Source organism: Gemmata sp. SH-PL17 (genome assembly GCF_001610855.1).
GTDB classification, from domain to species: domain Bacteria; phylum Planctomycetota; class Planctomycetia; order Gemmatales; family Gemmataceae; genus Gemmata; species Gemmata massiliana.
The window spans coordinates 8,513,671-8,529,500 of sequence record NZ_CP011271.1; the positions used below are offsets into that span (position 1 = coordinate 8,513,671).

The window sequence follows — 15,830 nt, forward strand, 5'->3', positions numbered from 1 at the left end:
ACGTTTACGGGCGCTCGCCGCGAGCCAGACGAGCATTGAGATCGCCGATCAGAGCCGGTAAGTCGGTAATGACGTGAAGTACAGCGTGCGCGCCGGCCTTTTGATAGCGCTCCGTGATGTCCTTTCGGCGCACGTTCCGTTCAGCTTCCGTCAGCGACTTAAATTCCGCCTCGCTCAGCCCCATCTCGTTGCTCGAATCGATCACGCCGACGCTCCAGCACCCTGCGTTCCGGCCGTCTTCGATGTCGATCACCGTGTCGCCGACCTTCACCACGGCCGCGGGCGGGTACACGCTCAGCGCTTCCATGCAGCGGAAGATCATCCACGGGGCCGGGCGCCCGGCCGGTACGTCGTCTGCACAGATGTTGAAGTCCGGCTCGAACCCCTGGCGCTTCGCGGCCGAGCGCACCACCGCGGCGGCTTCGTGAAAGTAGCCGGTGCTCGCTGCGACCTTGAGCCCCTTCGCGCGGAGCGCGTCCGCCACGGCGGGTACGCCCGCGATCAACCCGCTGTACTTCTCCGCGGCGGCCACCTGAAGGGGCGTCACAGAGCGATAGAGTTCCTCCACATCTGATTCGGCCCAGTCGCGCCCCACCGCCGCGCGCCACTTGCCGCCAACGATTTCCGTTCGCAGCATCGCACGAATGTGATCTTTCTTGTGCAACCCCATCGGCCCGCGTGCTTCGGCGAGCGTCACGTCGACGCCCTTCGAGGCGAACGCTTCGACGAACGCGCCAGTGGGCGCCAGGCACCCGTAATCGATGGTGGTCCCCGCCCAGTCGAGCACGACGAGCTTGATTTCAGTTGGTGGCACGGAGCGTGGCCTCCAGGTAGGTGCGGAAGTGCGAGTACGGGGGCGTCGCCAGTCCCACAATCTTCGCGCGATCGTCGTACTCGCGGACCTTCGCAGCAGCCGTGAAATACGGGTGCGCCTCGAACATCTGGACCTCGGCAGCGGTCATCGGCCCGCCTTGAAGTTCCAAGCTGCGGACGGACGCGGGCGAGAGGAGCCCCGGATAACCCGGGTGCTTGCCGCTCGCGAGGTAGCGCTTCGCGGGGACGTGCAAGCGGATCGGCTCTGTTACCGCCGGCCCGAATGCGTGAGCCAGGAACCGCGCACCGAGATCTTCGTGCCGGTCGTTGATGCCCTGGTCGAGGTAGTCTTCGCCGTGGCCGTGGAGGAAGTGCCCGATGTCGTGGAGGAGGGCGGCGGCGATCCACTCCGCGGGTTGCCCGTCCTGTTCCGCGAAGAGGGCAGCTTGCAGCGCGTGTTCGAGCTGCGTGACCGCCTCGCCGTGGTACTCGGTGTCCCCGCGCTCGGTGAACAGCCGGTCGATGCGGGTCAGCACGTCCGCGGGCGTCATGGGTTCGCCTCGTTGGGGTGGGGCGCGAATCGGGTCCGCGCCGAGTCTTCTTACGAACTGGAGCGTACACTCTTGCTCTGGCGCGGTGGTTCCCGATAGTATCGGAAAGTTGGAACCTGTCGTCCGTTATCACCGCCCGCGCTGGTGCCTCCCAATGGCCGTTGAACTCCGCTGCCCGGATTGCCGGGCGAAACTCCGTCTGCCAGAGGCGCCCGACGCCGGAACCGAGGTCGAGTGCCCGAAGTGCGGCACCGTGTTCGCTGCGCCGGAACCGGAGGACGCGGGCGAAGAAGAAGTTTTAAAGAAAAAGAAGAAGCCCGCGCGGGACGACGAGGACGACGGCGATCGGAGCGAAAAGAAGGAAAAAAAGAAGAAAACGAAACTCAAAGGCGACCCGAGCGTCCCGAAGAAGCGCAAGGCCAAGAAGCGCGAGACGAACAAGGTGCTCCTGTTCGGCGTGGTCGGCATCGGGCTCGTGATGCTCATGGTCGTGGGCGGGATGCTGTACTGGCTCCTCGGGCGCACGCCCAAATCCGTCGAGATGATGTACTACATCCCGGAGGACTGCGAAACGGCACAGGGGTTGAATCTGGGGCACGCCCAGAAATACCCGGAACTCTACAAGAGCCTCTCGGGGACGTTCCAGAATACCGAGTTCAAGGCCGCGGCCGACGCCTTCGCGCGGGTTCTGGGATCGAGCGACGGCGACGCGCTCATGGAGTACGTCGTATTCGGCACCTCCATCCGAAACGGCGGAGCGACGGTCATCCGCACCAAAACGGAAATCGACGGTACTCAACTCGGGAAGTTACCCGGCGCCCAACAGAAGACCCTCGGCAGTGGCACGTATTATCTCGTCGACGGATTTAGGGGAGGCGCCAAGGTGCGCGTCTTCTCCCCGACCAGCCGCCTGATCGCGTTCTGCTCGATGGATGTACCAGAAGGCGTGTTTCAGAAGATGCTCAACGGCCACGCCGACAGTCGGGACAAGACGTTCGGTGTCCGGGCCGGCACGCTGGGTAAGCGCGTCACAAAAGGCACGTTCTGGGGGATGACCCTCTTCCAGGGCGAGAACAAGCCCCCGGCCGCGGCTTCAGGTGCACAGGGCGGAAACAACGACGACGCCAACGCTCAGTTCGGCCGCACCCAAGCCGACGCCCTCAGTGGTGCGAAGGGCGCGGGGGGCAAGGCGAGCATCGGGAGCCGCGAGATCCGGTTCGAGATCGTTATTTGGTGTGGCGACAGTGATAAGTCGTCGAACATGTCCAAGAAGTGGAAAGAGAGCGATCTCGGCAAGGGCGACGAGGGGACGCCACCGAAATGGTGGAAAGAACAGGTCGATAGCATGGGCAAGAAAATCGGGGCACAGATGCTCGCGAATATCGGGTTCGGTTCGTCGGGCGAACTCTTCTTCGCCAAATCCGCGGTTGACACCGCTGACCTGAAGGACGCGATCAGTAGTCTCACGGGCAAAGTCACGGGGCGATCGGGTGGAGCGGGCGGCCCTCCGGGTGGTGGACCTCCCGGCGGTCCCCCAGGCGGTCCCGGTGGCCCACCGGGAGGCCCGCCTGGTGGACCTCCCGGTGGGCCCGGGCGCCCGCCCAAGGGTCGGCGCAAGTGGGCGTGTCGGTGACTGCGGTGTCCGACCAACACTCCACCGCGCCGTGGCCGCCGAGCAACCCGCGCGGGGCACTCGCCGTTCTTGTGAGCGGCGGGTCCGATAGCGCGATCCTGCTTGCCGAAGCCGTCCGCGCGTACCCCGCGGTGTTCCCGCTCTACGTTCGCACCGGGTTGCATTGGGAAGAAGTTGAGAGAGAGCACCTCGATCGTTTCCTGGAAGCCGTTCGCGCGCCGGCACTTCGCCCACTCCGCGTCCTCGATGAACCGATTCGCGATGTGTACGGCGCCCACTGGAGCGTGTCGGGCGAGGGCGCGCCCGACGCCGATTCGCCCGACGAGGCCGTGTTTCTTCCCGGGCGGAACGTACTGCTACTCGCCAAGCCGCTCCTCTGGTGCCACCTGAACGGCGTACCGGAGATCGCGACCGCGCCGCTCGGCGCGAACCCGTTTCCCGATGCGACCCCACAGTTCTACGATAACTTTGCGGCGATCGTGAGTTCCGCCGTGAACGGGAGCGTCCGCGTGCTCCGCCCCTTCGCCGCGCTCCACAAGGTGGACGTGCTGCGCCGAGGGCGCGGGCTACCGCTCGAACACACGTTCTCGTGCCTCCGGCCCGTCAACGGATTGCACTGCGGGGCGTGCAACAAGTGCGCGGAACGCCAGCGCGGGTTCCGCGACGCCGAGATGCCCGACCCCACGCGGTACGCGGGCTAAAGATCGCCCCGATCGGGCACCAGGAGACGATGGATGTTCAGGGTGACCAAAGAGATCCACTTCTGTTACGGGCACCGGCTGCTGAACTACGCCGGCAAGTGCCGGAACCTGCACGGGCACAACGGCAAGGCCGTCGTCACGGTGGAGACCGAGACCCTCGACGCCCTCGGCATGGTGGTGGACTTCTCCGAGATCAAGCGCGTCATCGGGAAGTGGATCGACGACACACTCGACCACCGCATGCTCCTGCACCGCGACGACCCGATCATCGCGGAATTGCTGCGCCAGGGCGAGCCGTTCGTGGAACTGGACGCGAACCCGACCGCGGAAACCATCGCGCGCCTGATCTTCGACCGCGCCGTTGAGCACGGCCTGCCCGTGACCGAAGTGACGCTCTGGGAAACCGAGAACTCGTTCGCGACGTACCGGCCCACGCCCGGCGTTCCCACCAAGTCGGTCGCGATGCGCGAAGTGGCCGGGAACCCGGCACCGGTCCCCACGCGCGCGTAGACCGGACGCGAACCCGTCGCACCCGTATCCTGTCTCAACGGTTACACGTGACGCCGGGAGCAGGACATGGCCGATGCGACGCCACTCGACGATTTGAAGCAGCTCGAAGGGCAAGCCCTCACTCAACTTCAGCAATGCGCGGACGAAGCCGCGCTCCGCGCCTGGAACACGCAGTATTTTGGCGACAAGGGCGTGATGAAGACCGCCATGTCGAACCTCGCTAAGATCCCGAAGGACCAGAAACCGGCTTACGGGGCGGAACTGAACCGGATCAAGGCCGCAATCACCGCGGCTTACGAAGCAGCCCTCGCAGACGCGAAGGAAAAGGCGCTTCAGGTCAGTCTGACGACGAACCCGCTCGACGTGACGCTCCCCGGTCGGGCGCCGGCCCGCGGGCGGTTGCACCCCGCGACCCAAATCCTCCGGCAAATTTACTCCATCTTCGCCGACCTCGGGTTCCAGGTGTACCGCACCCGAGAGGTCGAAACCGATGAACTGAACTTCGAGTTCCTGAACATGCCCGCGCACCACCCGGCGCGCGACATGTGGGACACGTTCTTCACCACTACGCCGGGCGTCGTGCTCCGCACGCACACGTCACCGGGGCAGATCCACGTGATGCGCGAGGCCGCGGGCAAGCCCGTTCGCGTGATCCTGCCCGGGATGTGCTACCGCAACGAGGCGATCAGCACCCGGAGCGAGATCCAGTTCTACCAGGTGGAAGGCTTGGTGGTCGGCGAGGGCGTGACGATGGCCGACCTGAAGGGTACGATCACCGCGTTCGCGCGCCGGATGTTCGGTCCGGAGCGGCAGGTGCGCATCCGCTCCAGCTACTTCCCGTTCACGGAGCCGAGCATCGAAGTGGACATCGACTGGCCGAAGGACGATCCGAACCGCGACCGGCTCACGAAAGGCACCGGGTGGTTGGAGATCCTGGGCGCCGGGATGGTTCACCCGAACGTCCTGCGCGCCGGTGGGTACGACCCGGAAAAGGTGACCGGGTTCGCGTTCGGGATGGGACCGCAACGGATGCTGATGCTCAAGCACGCGATCGACGACATCCGCCTCTTCTGGCAGAACGATCTGCGGTTCTTGAAGCAGTTCTGAGTTGTTGGACGTGCGGGTGGCCTCGTGTTACCCGCACACAAAGCTGTCCGCGGCATTCATCTCACCGCGTGCCGCGAATAACACGCATCCATTCCAGGGCCTGTTCCAGCGATTCCATCGGCAGGCCCACGACGTTGCTCACACTCCCCTCTTCGATTGTCAAATACGGGTCGTGCGGGAACTCGATCGAGTAAGCCCCGCTGCACCCCGCCCACTTCCGCGTTTTCAGGTAAGCATCAATCTCGGCATCAGAAAGTGCGCTCATGCGCACGAGGCTCCGCTCCTGCCAGCAGATTTGCCGGTCGCCGGGGCGGAGCCAGAGACACACGCCCGTCCAGAGTTCGTGAACGGTCCCGGCCAGCGCCGTGATGATGCGCCGGGCGTCGGCCTCGTCTTCCGGCTTGCCGATCACCTTACCGTGCAACCACCCCACCGTGTCCGCGGCGATGATTAACCCGTCGGACTCACCGAGAGCAACGGCTTCGGCCTTTAGCCACGCGAGTTCGCCGACGTAGTGCCGGCAGTCGCCGAGCCGGGCTTCCGTCGGTTCGTCGATGTTGGACGGTTTGACTTCAAAAGGGTAGCCGGCCTGCTCCATCAACCACTTGCGGCCCCACGAGCCGCTCGCGAGGATCAGGCGGAACGGGAATTGTGTGCTCGTTGCCATGTATCCAGGGTCTCCGCCAAGCGGGGCCAGAGCCGGTCCGCGGTGAGTTCCGGCATGCAGATCATGTTATTGCATTTCTTGAGATAGCTCCCGCTGCACGCAACGGTTGTTTCCACACAGTTCGCAGCTTGCTGGTACGGCCCGTGGCGCGCGACTCGCGTGCAGGTGTACGGCGCGACACACGGGCGCCCGAGGGCGGCCCCGAGGTGCAGCGGCCCGGTGTCGTTCCCGACCATCACGTCCGCAAGCGACAGCGTTGCCGCGAGCCGCGGGAGCGAAGTCTTCCCGGCCAGATTCAGCGCCGGGCCGCGCAGGTTCGCGATTACTTCTTGCGAAAGCGCGATGTCGTCGCTCGCACCAATGAACACGGCAGACCCACCAAAGTGCGACTGCGCGCGGGTAAGAAGTTCGGCGAAGTGCGTCACGGGCCAGCGTTTCGTGAGCCACTTGGCCCCCACCGCGACCGCGATCCACGGACGCGGCAGAGCAGCGAGTTCGTTCTGTGCCGCAACGAGTTCTCCCGGCCGTAGGGGAACGCGGAACGTTTTCGGCAGGTGCCCGACACCGAACGCCTCGGCAACGGCCCACATCCGATCGACCGCGTGCGCCCGGTCGGCGCGGGGTGAAGCCAACTTGTGCGTGTAGGTGTACCGGCTGCCCTCACGGGCGTTGCGGAACCCGACCCGCACCGGTGCGCAGCTCGCCCATGCCATCAGGCCGCTTCGCAGAAGCCCCTGCATATCGATCACGAGATCGAATTGCCTTCGCCGCAATTCCGTCGCGAACGACCACGCCGTTGCGAGCGCGCGAGCCCCTTTCAACGCACCGCGATTGAACGGGAGCGTGTCGGTTAGATCGGGGTGGCCAGTAAGGAGTGATTCGTAGCCCGAGTTTACGATCCACGTGATCCGAGCCGCGGGGAATCGCGTGCGCAGCGCGGTCAACACCGGGAGCGAATGAACGATGTCACCCAGTGCGCTCGGCTTGATGATCGCGATCCGTCGCGCTTCAATCCGGTCCAGCATCAGAATCCTTCCGGAACGCCGCAATCGGAGAGCAGAAAGGCAGATTAGTCACAAAAAAGCACAAAGGGCACAAAAGGAAAGCAGAAGCAAAAGACCGAGTCTTAAGCCCCAACAAGGGGTAACCAGATACCCGATTGTTCTCGTGTCTGATCCGCGTAATCTGCGTTACCCGCGGCTCTTCCTTTTGGTTTCTGTTTTCTGACTTCTCTTCACCTTTGTGCCCATCATGCGTTTGCCTTGTCTGTGCTCATCTGCGGCTCTTCCTTCCCCTTCAACCGCGGGAGCAGTGCCGCAACGACGAGCAGCGCAAGTACCGCGCCCAAGTACGGTAGTGTGCGCGAGGGGTGGGCGTCGAACAAGACCGATCCGAGGAACGGCCCGAGGATGCGCCCGAGCGACGCGAACGACTGGTTCACCCCCAGCACCTCGCCCTGTCGCGCCGGGTCCGAGCGCTTCGACACGAGCGCCGAGACGGACGGGTTCACGAACGCGAACCCGATCACCGCAATCGACATCGCGACGTAGAACAGGGGCTTCGCAATGTCGCTCGAACTCCCATCCGACCCGAGTACGAGGTAAGCTACAACCCCAACGCCGGTAAGCCCGATCGCCATCGCACCAACACCAAACTTGAGCAACCCGACTTCGGACCGCTTCTTCACCATCGGCCGGTACGAACCGCCCGCGACCATCAGCACCGCGCCGACGAATGCGAATACCAGGAAGTTGTCATCGTCCTTCAGTCCGAACACCTTGTCCGTGAACTGCGCGAGCGTGGCCTCGAAGTTGCCGAACGCGAAGATCGCCAGGAAGTAGATCAGCACCAGCGTGCCCACGGTCGGCATTGCGAGCACCTCGCGTGTCTTCGCAAGACTGAAGAACTCTTTGGCCGCTTTGTTGTTCGGGTCTCGTGTTTCCTTAAAAATCGCGATCGCAACCAGTAACGCGATCAGTGACAAGCCAGACGCGAGCGCCCCCACGCCCCACGGTTCCCGCGCGAATAGCGCCAGGCCGAAGTACGCGATGAGCGGCCCGAGCGTGAACCCGGCCCCGAACGCGATCCCGATGAGGGCCATCCCCTTCGCACGCTTATCGGGCGTGGTGCAGTCCGCGATCACGGCCGCCGCGGTCCCCACACTCGCACCCGCGATACCGGCCCCGATGCGCGCGAACAGCATCAGCCCCAACGCGAGTTCCGCCTGGGTAGTGGGGAGCGAAACTGCGACCCCGTAGAGCGCGTAGAAGATCACCGAACCGAGCAGGCTAATAAAAAGCACCGGCCGCCGACCGACCCGGTCCGAAATGCGCCCCCACATCGGCGAGAACACGAATTGCATCAGCGAAAACACCGAAAACAGCACGCCAATCACGGCCCCACGCGACACGTCCGAGAACGCGAGCGCATCGAGGTACGGCTTTGCCTGGCGCGGGAGCACGGGCAGGACGATGCCGAACCCGAGCAGGTCGATGAACACGACCAGCCACACGATCAGAAGTGCGGATTTCTTGGGCGCGTGGGGGGCGGGAGGCACAGGCGCGCCGGGCGGCAATTCGGTGGGATTCATGACGTGAGATTACGGCTTGTCGCGCCGCCCGACCAGCAAGACGGGTAAACGGTCCACCGTGCTCATTCGCGCTCAATTTCAGATGGGAGCACAACATAGCGCACAGATCGCCGGGAGGCCCACAATCTTCAAGCGCGACGCGCCAATTCGCGCCGCGCCGTCCGCACAATTTGCGCCGTCAGCGCCGACGATACAAGCGGCGCGGCGACAGCGCGCCGGCGGGCGGGTTTGGGCGGGTTGGAGTTGACCAGAATCCCTGTTTTGCCGACATTGCTAGATGAACCGCTGTCTAGGTGCTTACGCATGCCACTTGCCGAAACGAATACGCGCCCGGCGTCCGCGGACCCCGGCACACGGACCGCGTTCCTTGTGGTGAACAGCGCGAGCGCTCCGGACGGCCGGTTGCTCGCGGCTGTGAAATACCCCGGCGAAAATCTGTCGCCGGAAGACGCGATCGCGCGTGCCAGTGAATCGGGCGAACCGCTGCCGGTCACCTTCCAGGTACCGGTGTGCGTGTGCGTCCTCCGCGTGGGACCGGACTTCAGCCTGCTCAACTTTAAGTGCCTCGACGAACCGCACTTCCGACCGCGCGAGATCGTGAACCAGTTCTGGTTCGGGGTGACACACTACAAGGCCCGGCTCGTGACCTTCAACGGGCGCGGGTTCGATCTGCCGCTGTTGGAACTGGCCGCGTTTCGTTACGGCATCCAGGCCCGCGATTACTACCTCGCACGCGACCGTTACCGCGGCCCCATTGATCTGACCGACTGGTTCACGAACTTCGGCGCGTGCCGCTTGCCCGGCGACCTCGATGTCCTCGCGAAACTCCTCGGCAAACCCGGCAAGTCGGCGGAGCAAGCGCCGACCGGTGGGTCCATTCAGGAGATCAACGACCGGTGCCTGTGCGACACGCTCGACACCTACTTCGTGTTCCTCCGCACGCGCGTTCTGACAGGCGATTTGAGTTCGGAACAGGAAACCGAACTCGTTGCAAACGCCAAATCACTGCTCCGTGAAAAGGCAGCGGAAAGCCCCGTTCTCTGGCGATACCTCGACAACTGGACCGAGTTCGCCTTGGTTTAAATGAGCGGATCGGACCAAGGAACTCGTCGGTCCAGGCTTGCGTCGGTCAGACGCATCCGAAATACTATTCTCACTTCCACGCTCGCGCGGGTGCTGCCCCGCGCGAACTCGATCTTCTACCGCCGGTGCCCTCCGATGCGGACACTCCCCGCGCTTTTTGCGCTGGTTCTTCTGTCGCCCCTCGTCGGGTGCGGGAAGCGCGAATTCAAGGATTTCCGGCAGTTTACATCGCCGGACGGTAAGTACACGGTCCCCATGCCCGGCACCCCGTACACCGAGGTGCGGAACGAGTACGGGTTCCAGTTGACGACCCACGCCGTCGAAGTGGGGGGCGAGGGGTACGCGGTTTCATCGGCCGACATTCCGCCGGGTACGCCGTGCGACCTTAGCGGCGCAGTAACCGGGCTAGCGCAGAAGGTAAACGGTACCGCGACCCGATCAGAAGGAGCGAGTCACAACAGTAGCGGCTGGCGCGAGTTCGAGATCGAGGGGCAGAATCCGCACAAGTTCTATTCGGGCCGAGTGCTGTTTACACGCAGCCGGTTCTACATCGTCTTCGCGTTCGGCCGGGACGCCAAGCTGTCGAACCAGCAGGTTCGGACGTTCCTTGACTCGTTCCGGATCACGGATGGGGGAGACACACCCGGCCCCTCGTGGACTGCGCCAGTGCAGCCTCCGGTTCAACTCGGGCCTGCGCGTCCCGCCGCTCCGCCCGCGTACCGGCCCAAGAATCAACCGTCGCCCCCACCAGCAAAGGAAGTGATTCTCGGCCACCCGTTCGATCCCCAATTTCGCGACGATGCCCCGGCGGGCGGGGTGCTCGTTGGGCTCGATGTGTGGTACGGCAAGTTCTTCAACAACGACGTGGTCAGTGCCGTGCGCCCGATCTACCGGGTCGCGGGCGTCGATTCGGCGGGACAGACCCACGGAACTGAAACGGAACGCGGAACGCGGGTTCTCGCGAAGCCGGGCTACGCGGTCGGAGCCGTTAGCGTTCGAGCCGGGCTAGGAATTGACGCCCTCACTGTAACCTTCATGAAGGTGAGCGGCGGGCGCCTCGACCCGAACGACTCATACGTCACCGAGCAAATGGGCGGACCGGGCGGTAACGGCCCGACCAAACTTGGCGGAGATGGTACTCCGATCACCGGCATTATTGGCCGAAAGGGACCAGGGCTAGACGGTTTCGGGTTAGTCTACCAGGGGCAAAAATAGCCCAAGATCGCACCGGCGCCCGGTCACGTTCCCCGGTCTTGTTTACGCGGGCAATGTAAGATGTGAATCCGCTCGCTCCACAACGCGACGCAGCACCCAGGCGTCTTGCGGGGGATTTCCCTTCGCGCCTTCGGGAGCCATGTCCAGCACCTCAAAGCCGTCCGCCAACACGGTTCGCACGAATTGCGGCGGGTGGAACGTCGCGCAGTGGTTCGTTCCGGCGAGGTCGCCCCCGCGCACAACGAACCGCCCTGCGCGATAGTCCGCGCGCTCGGCGCGTGTCATGCGCCCGAGCATCGCGTCGCCGTGGAGCGAGATCACCGCCACGCCACCGGGCTTCAGCACGCGGCGCAGTTCGTGCATCCAGTGCGTTTGCAACGGCAGCGGCAGATGCGTGAACACCGAGAATGCGTAAACGAGATCGAAAGAGCTATCATCGTAAGTCAGCGGCGATTCCAGCGCGTTGACCGCGAACTGACCGAACGGCAAGTTCTCCGCGCACCACTCCACCCCGACCGGATTCGAGTCGCACCCGTGTAACTCGGCGGGCAGGTGACGCAGGTGCCGAATTACGCGGCCACACCCGCACCCGAAATCGAGGATACGATCGCACTGCTCAATGCGGATGCCGTTCTTCGCGAGCAGTGCGGTGAGCGATTCCGCAGCACGTTGCCCCGCGGTGAGGAACCAATCCGCGTCGTCGGTTCCCGCCACCATGAGACGCAACACATCGGGCGGGATCGGTGTCTCTTCGTGGTGTGCGGAACGCTTCGCGCGGGGCGTGCCCGAAGCGGCTTTCAGTCGGTGGTTCTCGTTCGCAAGGCGCCAGCACTCTTCGGTGAGCAAGCGGCTCTCTCGCTCGCGTGCGTCGAGTACCCGCACGAGGCGCGACAAACCGGGGACGAATTGCAACAGGTCGCGGGTTCGCATGTCACGCCTTCCAGAAGCGGACGAGTTCGTGCCGCAGGAACGCCCACAGCCCGCGGACCGCGAGCACGCTCTTGCGCGCCTTCACGCGCCGGCCCGTCACGCTGCGCCAGCCGGCTTCGAGCAGTTTCTGGCCGATTTGCAGCGGCGCGTCGAGTGTCACGAGGGCCTTGTACGCGAAGAGGGCCGCGCGGCTCGTTCCGGACTTGCGGAAGTAGTGGACGTAACCGATGGCCACGTTCGGCGCCGCGAAGTGGACGTTGTTCCGCCCGGCCGCGCGCCCATAGTGAACGATCTCGACCTGCGGGACGAACATCGGCGGCCCGCGCCGGCTCACCTGCATGGACAGGTCGATGTCCTCGACACCGAAGTGGTATTCCTCGTCCCACCGACCGCTCGCCTCGAACACCTCGCGCGAGAGGAACACGGCCGCCCCCATGAGCACCTCGACCGAGCGCTCCTGCGTCGGGTCGAACGTGGCGCGGCGGTACTCGTAATAGGCTTTGCGGAATAACCCGGTCCAGCGTAGCAGATTGATGCGGTGCAGCAGAGCCGCGAGCGTGGGGCGCTGGCGATACGAGATCTGGAACGCCCCGTCCGCACCGCGAAGCCGTGGGCCGAACATGCCGACATCTGGGCGCGCTTCGGCGAGGTCGAGGAATTTCCGCAGCGTGTTTGCGGGGACCAGCGTGTCGTTGTTCAGGAAGAAAAAGTACCGGCCGCGCGCAGCAGCAGCAGCTTGGTTGCTGGCCCGCGCGAACCCGCGGTTGTCCGAATTGCGGATCAGCACCACGTTTGGGAACTCGGACGCGACCATGTCGGCCGCACCGTCGGTCGAGCCGTTGTCCGCGATTACCACCTCGAACCGGGCGCCTTGTGCCTGGTCGAAGAGAGAACGCAGGCACTTGCGGAGCAATTCGACGCAGTTCCAGTTGGCGATGCACACGGACACGTCCGGTACGTCCGACCGGGACGGGCGCGGCACGCGGGCTTCGATCGGTGCGGTCCGCACCTGGGACATGAGCGCATCCTGCGGTCGGTCGGCTGCCGTGTCGAATCCGTTCGGCACTTCGGATTGCACGTTTTACCACCTTTACCGAATCGGTGTCAACCGCGACACGTTCTCGGGGCGCGCACGCTATTCTGCTTGCGTGCCCCGCCCGGTTCGGGTAAGCCCCCTCCCACGAATCGTTCTTGCCGCCCGGGTGCGACCTGTGTTCCGTGCAACTCGCACCGCGGAAGGGAGTGCGCGAATGCCGCTGTTGGAAGTCGAGGGGTTGGTCAAGTATTACGGCAACCGAGCCGTGGTGAACGGTGTGTCGTTCTCCGTGGACCCGGGCGAAGTGGTCGGGCTACTCGGTCCCAACGGGGCCGGGAAGACGACCAGCTTCCGCATGGCGACCGGACAAATCCAGCCGAACGAGGGCAAGGTCACGTTCAACGACGAGGATGTAACGTCCCTCCCGATGTACCAGCGCGCGCGCCGCGGAATGGGCTACCTGTCGCAAGAGCCGAGCGTGTTCCGCAAGCTCTCGGTTGAGGGGAACTTGCTCGCGATCCTCGAAGCGCTCCCGCGGAGCCGCAAGTTGGGGCGCCGACTCAGTCGCGCCGAGCGCTGGGAGCGCACCAACGAGGCACTAACCCGGTTCAAACTCGACCCGGTTCGCAAAACCACCGCGGGGCGCTGCTCCGGCGGCGAAAAGCGCCGGTTGGAGATCGCGCGCTGCCTCGTGTGTGAGCCGATGCTCATCCTCCTCGACGAGCCGTTCGCCGCGGTCGACCCGATCACCACCGAGGACATCCGGCGGAACATCCGCGAACTCGCCGATTCGGGCATCGGCATCCTCATCACCGACCACAACGTGCGCGAAGTGTTCCGCACCGCGGACCGCGTGTATCTCATTACCGCGGGTAAGGTGGTCACGCGCGGGACGCCGATGGAACTGGTCAACGACCCGATCGCGATCAACGCCTACCTCGGGCGCAGTTTCGAGGAAGACGGTTTCACGCGACACTTCGATGCCCGCGCTGCGGCCGCGAAGAAGGCGGACTCGTCCGTACAAACGCCCGTCCTACAAGCGCCTACAGTTCCGGTTTCTCGTTACGCGCCGCCCGCGAGTCGACCAGTCGCCACTGTTCAGGCTCCGGTGTCCCCGCCCCTCGCTCCGGCGCGGGTGGCAACGGTCACGCCCCCTCCATCCACATTCACATTCCCGGCGGCTCCACCCGCGCCGCCGTCGCCGTTCACTGCGGCCGGCACCGTTACGCCGCCGCCGGTGGGTCAAGCCCTCGGGGGGCCGATGGCCGCGGTACTGGAACTCGAGAAGATCCGCCGCGCAGTCGAAGGGTTGGCCGACGACCGCACACTGAAAAACTCGATGGTGGAACTCGCCGCGCGCGGAAGTGCTGCGATCCCCGCGCTGCTCGAAGCACTGGAACGTCGCGATGCGACCCTGCGTCAGCGCGCGTTCGAGGTATTGAAGTTCGTCACGAAGGACACGAACAGCACGCTCGAATACGACGCCGATGCCGCACCCGAAACGCGACTCCGCCAGGTCGCTCACCTCCGGGCCAAACTAGAACCGCGTCGGTAGTTGGGCACTCACGACCGGCGGCTAACATTTGCTAACATTTCCGGACCGACCGGCTGTTAGCGAATTGCCGCAAGCTTACTCACAGCCAGCAGTTGCAAGCATCATCTATTAGCATCCTTGTTAGCGAATTAGCCCACTCACGTTGCGTGGATCGCCTCACCCAATCGACGACACCGGTGGGTGAGGCGTTCTCATTTCGCGACCTTACTTGGCGCAACACCTCACTCCAAGATGTTAAACCACCACGCCAGTATCCGCAATGATAAATATGGAAAAATGTATAGATAAAATTAAGCCAACACCGTTAGTTGATAGCGGAGGTGAATAGCGCTAGCTCTTCTGTCGCCTTCGGCCGGCTGACGTCGGACGTTCTCCTGAAGCATCTCTGAGTTTGTGTCGCTACCCACTTAAGGGCAGCAGCACCGCGCCCTCGCTTGGGTCGGCGGTGATACACTAAAAGGCAGATACCCTCTCCCTCCCGCTGGAGTAAACGACATGGCCGGTCCCGCACTGCCGATGGACGATCGCGACGGCGTCATTTGGTACAACGGTGCTCTCGTCCCGTGGCGCGAGGCCAAGGCCCACGTCCTCGTTCACAGCCTCCATTACGGCAACAGCGTGTTCGAGGGCGAGCGCATCTACAACGGTAAGGTTTTCAAGCTCACCGAGCACTCGCAGCGGCTCGTCAAGTCCGCCAAGATGCTGGCCTACGACCTGCCGTACTCCGTCGAAGAACTCGATAACGCGACCAAGCTCGTCGTCAGCGAGAACAAACTCGATTCCGGCTACGTGCGCCCGCTCGCGTGGCGCGGGGCCGAGGTGATCGGGGTGTCCGCGATCGGCACGAAGATCCACGTGATGATCGCGGCATTCCCGTGGGGGGCGTACTACGGCCAAAAGGCGATCAAGCTGATTACGAGCCGGTGGAAGCGCCCCAGCCCCGAAAGTTCGCCCGCCGGGAGCAAGGCCGCGGGTCTGTACATCATTTGCACGCTCGCAAAAGACGAGGCACTCGCGGCCGGCGTGCAAGACGCGCTCATGCACGACTACAAGGGGCGGCTCTCCGAAGCGACCGGCGCGAACCTGTTCCTCGTGATTAACGGCGAACTGCACACGCCCACCACGGAAACGATCCTGAACGGCATCACGCGATTGACCGTGATGGACCTCGCCCGCAAGCGCGGGATCAAGGTCGTGGAGCGCGAGATTTGGCCGAACGAACTCGCGAACGCGAGCGAAGTGTTCCTCACCGGGACCGCGGTCGAAGTGCAGCCGGTATCGACCATCGACAAACAGGAGTTCGAGGTCGGGCCAATCACGCAACAGTTGATCGCGGACTACTCGGCCCTGGTCCGGAGCTAAGTGCCGTCCGCAAAACAGTGAACCCCGCCCGCAAGGGCGGTGGGTCAACCAATACCAATGGGCGCTTCAAGTTATTA

At 64.1% G+C, this 15,830-nt stretch carries 15 protein-coding genes; 8 read left to right on the forward strand and 7 right to left on the reverse strand.

Going from position 1 to position 15,830, the window contains the following annotated elements; all coding sequences use genetic code 11:
* Window positions 1-4: 4 nt before the first annotated feature.
* A complete protein-coding gene (gene phnX, locus VT84_RS35430; RefSeq protein WP_082842836.1) occupies window positions 5-814 on the reverse strand; it encodes a phosphonoacetaldehyde hydrolase in 810 nt (269 codons plus the stop codon).
* The gene (locus VT84_RS35435; protein WP_082842837.1) at window positions 801-1,364 is read right to left on the reverse strand and encodes an HD domain-containing protein; all 564 of its coding nucleotides are present in this window, start codon (window positions 1,362-1,364) and stop codon (window positions 801-803) included. The genes phnX and VT84_RS35435 overlap by 14 nt, the downstream gene beginning before the upstream one ends.
* Window positions 1,365-1,518: 154 nt before the next feature.
* Between VT84_RS35435 and VT84_RS35440 the strand changes: the two genes are divergently transcribed.
* The 4 genes from VT84_RS35440 to VT84_RS35455 all read left to right on the forward strand — a co-directional run bounded on the left by VT84_RS35440 (window position 1,519) and on the right by VT84_RS35455 (window position 5,315).
* Window positions 1,519-2,997: a hypothetical protein gene (locus VT84_RS35440; protein WP_052550187.1), complete on the forward strand. Its 1,479-nt coding sequence runs from the start codon at window positions 1,519-1,521 to the stop codon at window positions 2,995-2,997.
* A 5-nt stretch (window positions 2,998-3,002) separates the two neighbouring features.
* Window positions 3,003-3,698: a 7-cyano-7-deazaguanine synthase gene (locus tag VT84_RS35445; protein ID WP_052551762.1), complete on the forward strand. Its 696-nt coding sequence runs from the start codon at window positions 3,003-3,005 to the stop codon at window positions 3,696-3,698.
* A 33-nt stretch (window positions 3,699-3,731) separates the two neighbouring features.
* Window positions 3,732-4,208 (forward strand): 6-pyruvoyl trahydropterin synthase family protein, encoded by a 477-nt coding sequence (locus VT84_RS35450; protein WP_052550185.1) that lies wholly within the window; start codon window positions 3,732-3,734, stop codon window positions 4,206-4,208.
* Window positions 4,209-4,274: 66 nt separating this feature from the next.
* The gene (locus tag VT84_RS35455) at window positions 4,275-5,315 is read left to right on the forward strand and encodes a phenylalanine--tRNA ligase subunit alpha (protein ID WP_082842838.1); all 1,041 of its coding nucleotides are present in this window, start codon (window positions 4,275-4,277) and stop codon (window positions 5,313-5,315) included.
* Window positions 5,316-5,376: 61 nt separating this feature from the next.
* Here the strand turns inward: VT84_RS35455 and VT84_RS35460 are convergent, their stop codons facing one another.
* The 3 genes from VT84_RS35460 to VT84_RS35470 form a co-directional block, all read right to left on the reverse strand.
* Window positions 5,377-5,982 carry a Maf family protein gene (locus tag VT84_RS35460; RefSeq protein ID WP_082842839.1) on the reverse strand — a complete coding sequence of 202 codons (606 nt, stop codon included), beginning with the start codon at window positions 5,980-5,982 and terminating at the stop codon, window positions 5,377-5,379.
* Window positions 5,949-7,007 carry a glycosyltransferase family 9 protein gene (locus VT84_RS35465; protein WP_239465585.1) on the reverse strand — a complete coding sequence of 353 codons (1,059 nt, stop codon included), beginning with the start codon at window positions 7,005-7,007 and terminating at the stop codon, window positions 5,949-5,951. Before VT84_RS35465 ends, VT84_RS35460 begins: the two co-directional genes overlap by 34 nt.
* A 224-nt stretch (window positions 7,008-7,231) precedes the next feature.
* Entirely contained in the window at window positions 7,232-8,572 is a 1,341-nt protein-coding gene (locus VT84_RS35470) for an MFS transporter (RefSeq protein WP_082842840.1), read from the reverse strand.
* A gap of 303 nt (window positions 8,573-8,875) precedes the next feature.
* Between VT84_RS35470 and VT84_RS35475 the strand changes: the two genes are divergently transcribed.
* Both VT84_RS35475 and VT84_RS35480 read left to right on the forward strand, forming a co-directional pair.
* Window positions 8,876-9,655, forward strand: coding sequence for a hypothetical protein (locus tag VT84_RS35475; protein ID WP_052550178.1), 780 nt, complete (start codon window positions 8,876-8,878; stop codon window positions 9,653-9,655).
* 135 nt (window positions 9,656-9,790) lie between these two features.
* Window positions 9,791-10,870, forward strand: a complete 1,080-nt coding sequence (locus VT84_RS35480) for a hypothetical protein (RefSeq protein WP_082842841.1) — start codon at window positions 9,791-9,793, stop codon at window positions 10,868-10,870.
* A gap of 42 nt (window positions 10,871-10,912) precedes the next feature.
* Here the strand turns inward: VT84_RS35480 and VT84_RS35485 are convergent, their stop codons facing one another.
* Together VT84_RS35485 and VT84_RS35490 are read right to left on the reverse strand one after the other, a co-directional pair.
* Entirely contained in the window at window positions 10,913-11,800 is an 888-nt protein-coding gene (locus VT84_RS35485) for a class I SAM-dependent methyltransferase (RefSeq protein ID WP_082842842.1), read from the reverse strand.
* Between the two features lies 1 nt (window position 11,801).
* Entirely contained in the window at window positions 11,802-12,818 is a 1,017-nt protein-coding gene (locus VT84_RS35490; protein ID WP_082843505.1) for a glycosyltransferase family 2 protein, read from the reverse strand.
* 232 nt (window positions 12,819-13,050) lie between these two features.
* Here VT84_RS35490 and lptB point away from each other — a divergent pair, with 232 nt between their 5' ends.
* The gene (gene lptB / locus VT84_RS35495; protein ID WP_082842843.1) at window positions 13,051-14,391 is read left to right on the forward strand and encodes an LPS export ABC transporter ATP-binding protein; all 1,341 of its coding nucleotides are present in this window, start codon (window positions 13,051-13,053) and stop codon (window positions 14,389-14,391) included.
* 495 nt (window positions 14,392-14,886) lie between these two features.
* The gene (locus VT84_RS35500) at window positions 14,887-15,753 is read left to right on the forward strand and encodes a branched-chain amino acid aminotransferase (RefSeq protein ID WP_082842844.1); all 867 of its coding nucleotides are present in this window, start codon (window positions 14,887-14,889) and stop codon (window positions 15,751-15,753) included.
* Window positions 15,754-15,830: the final 77 nt, after the last annotated feature.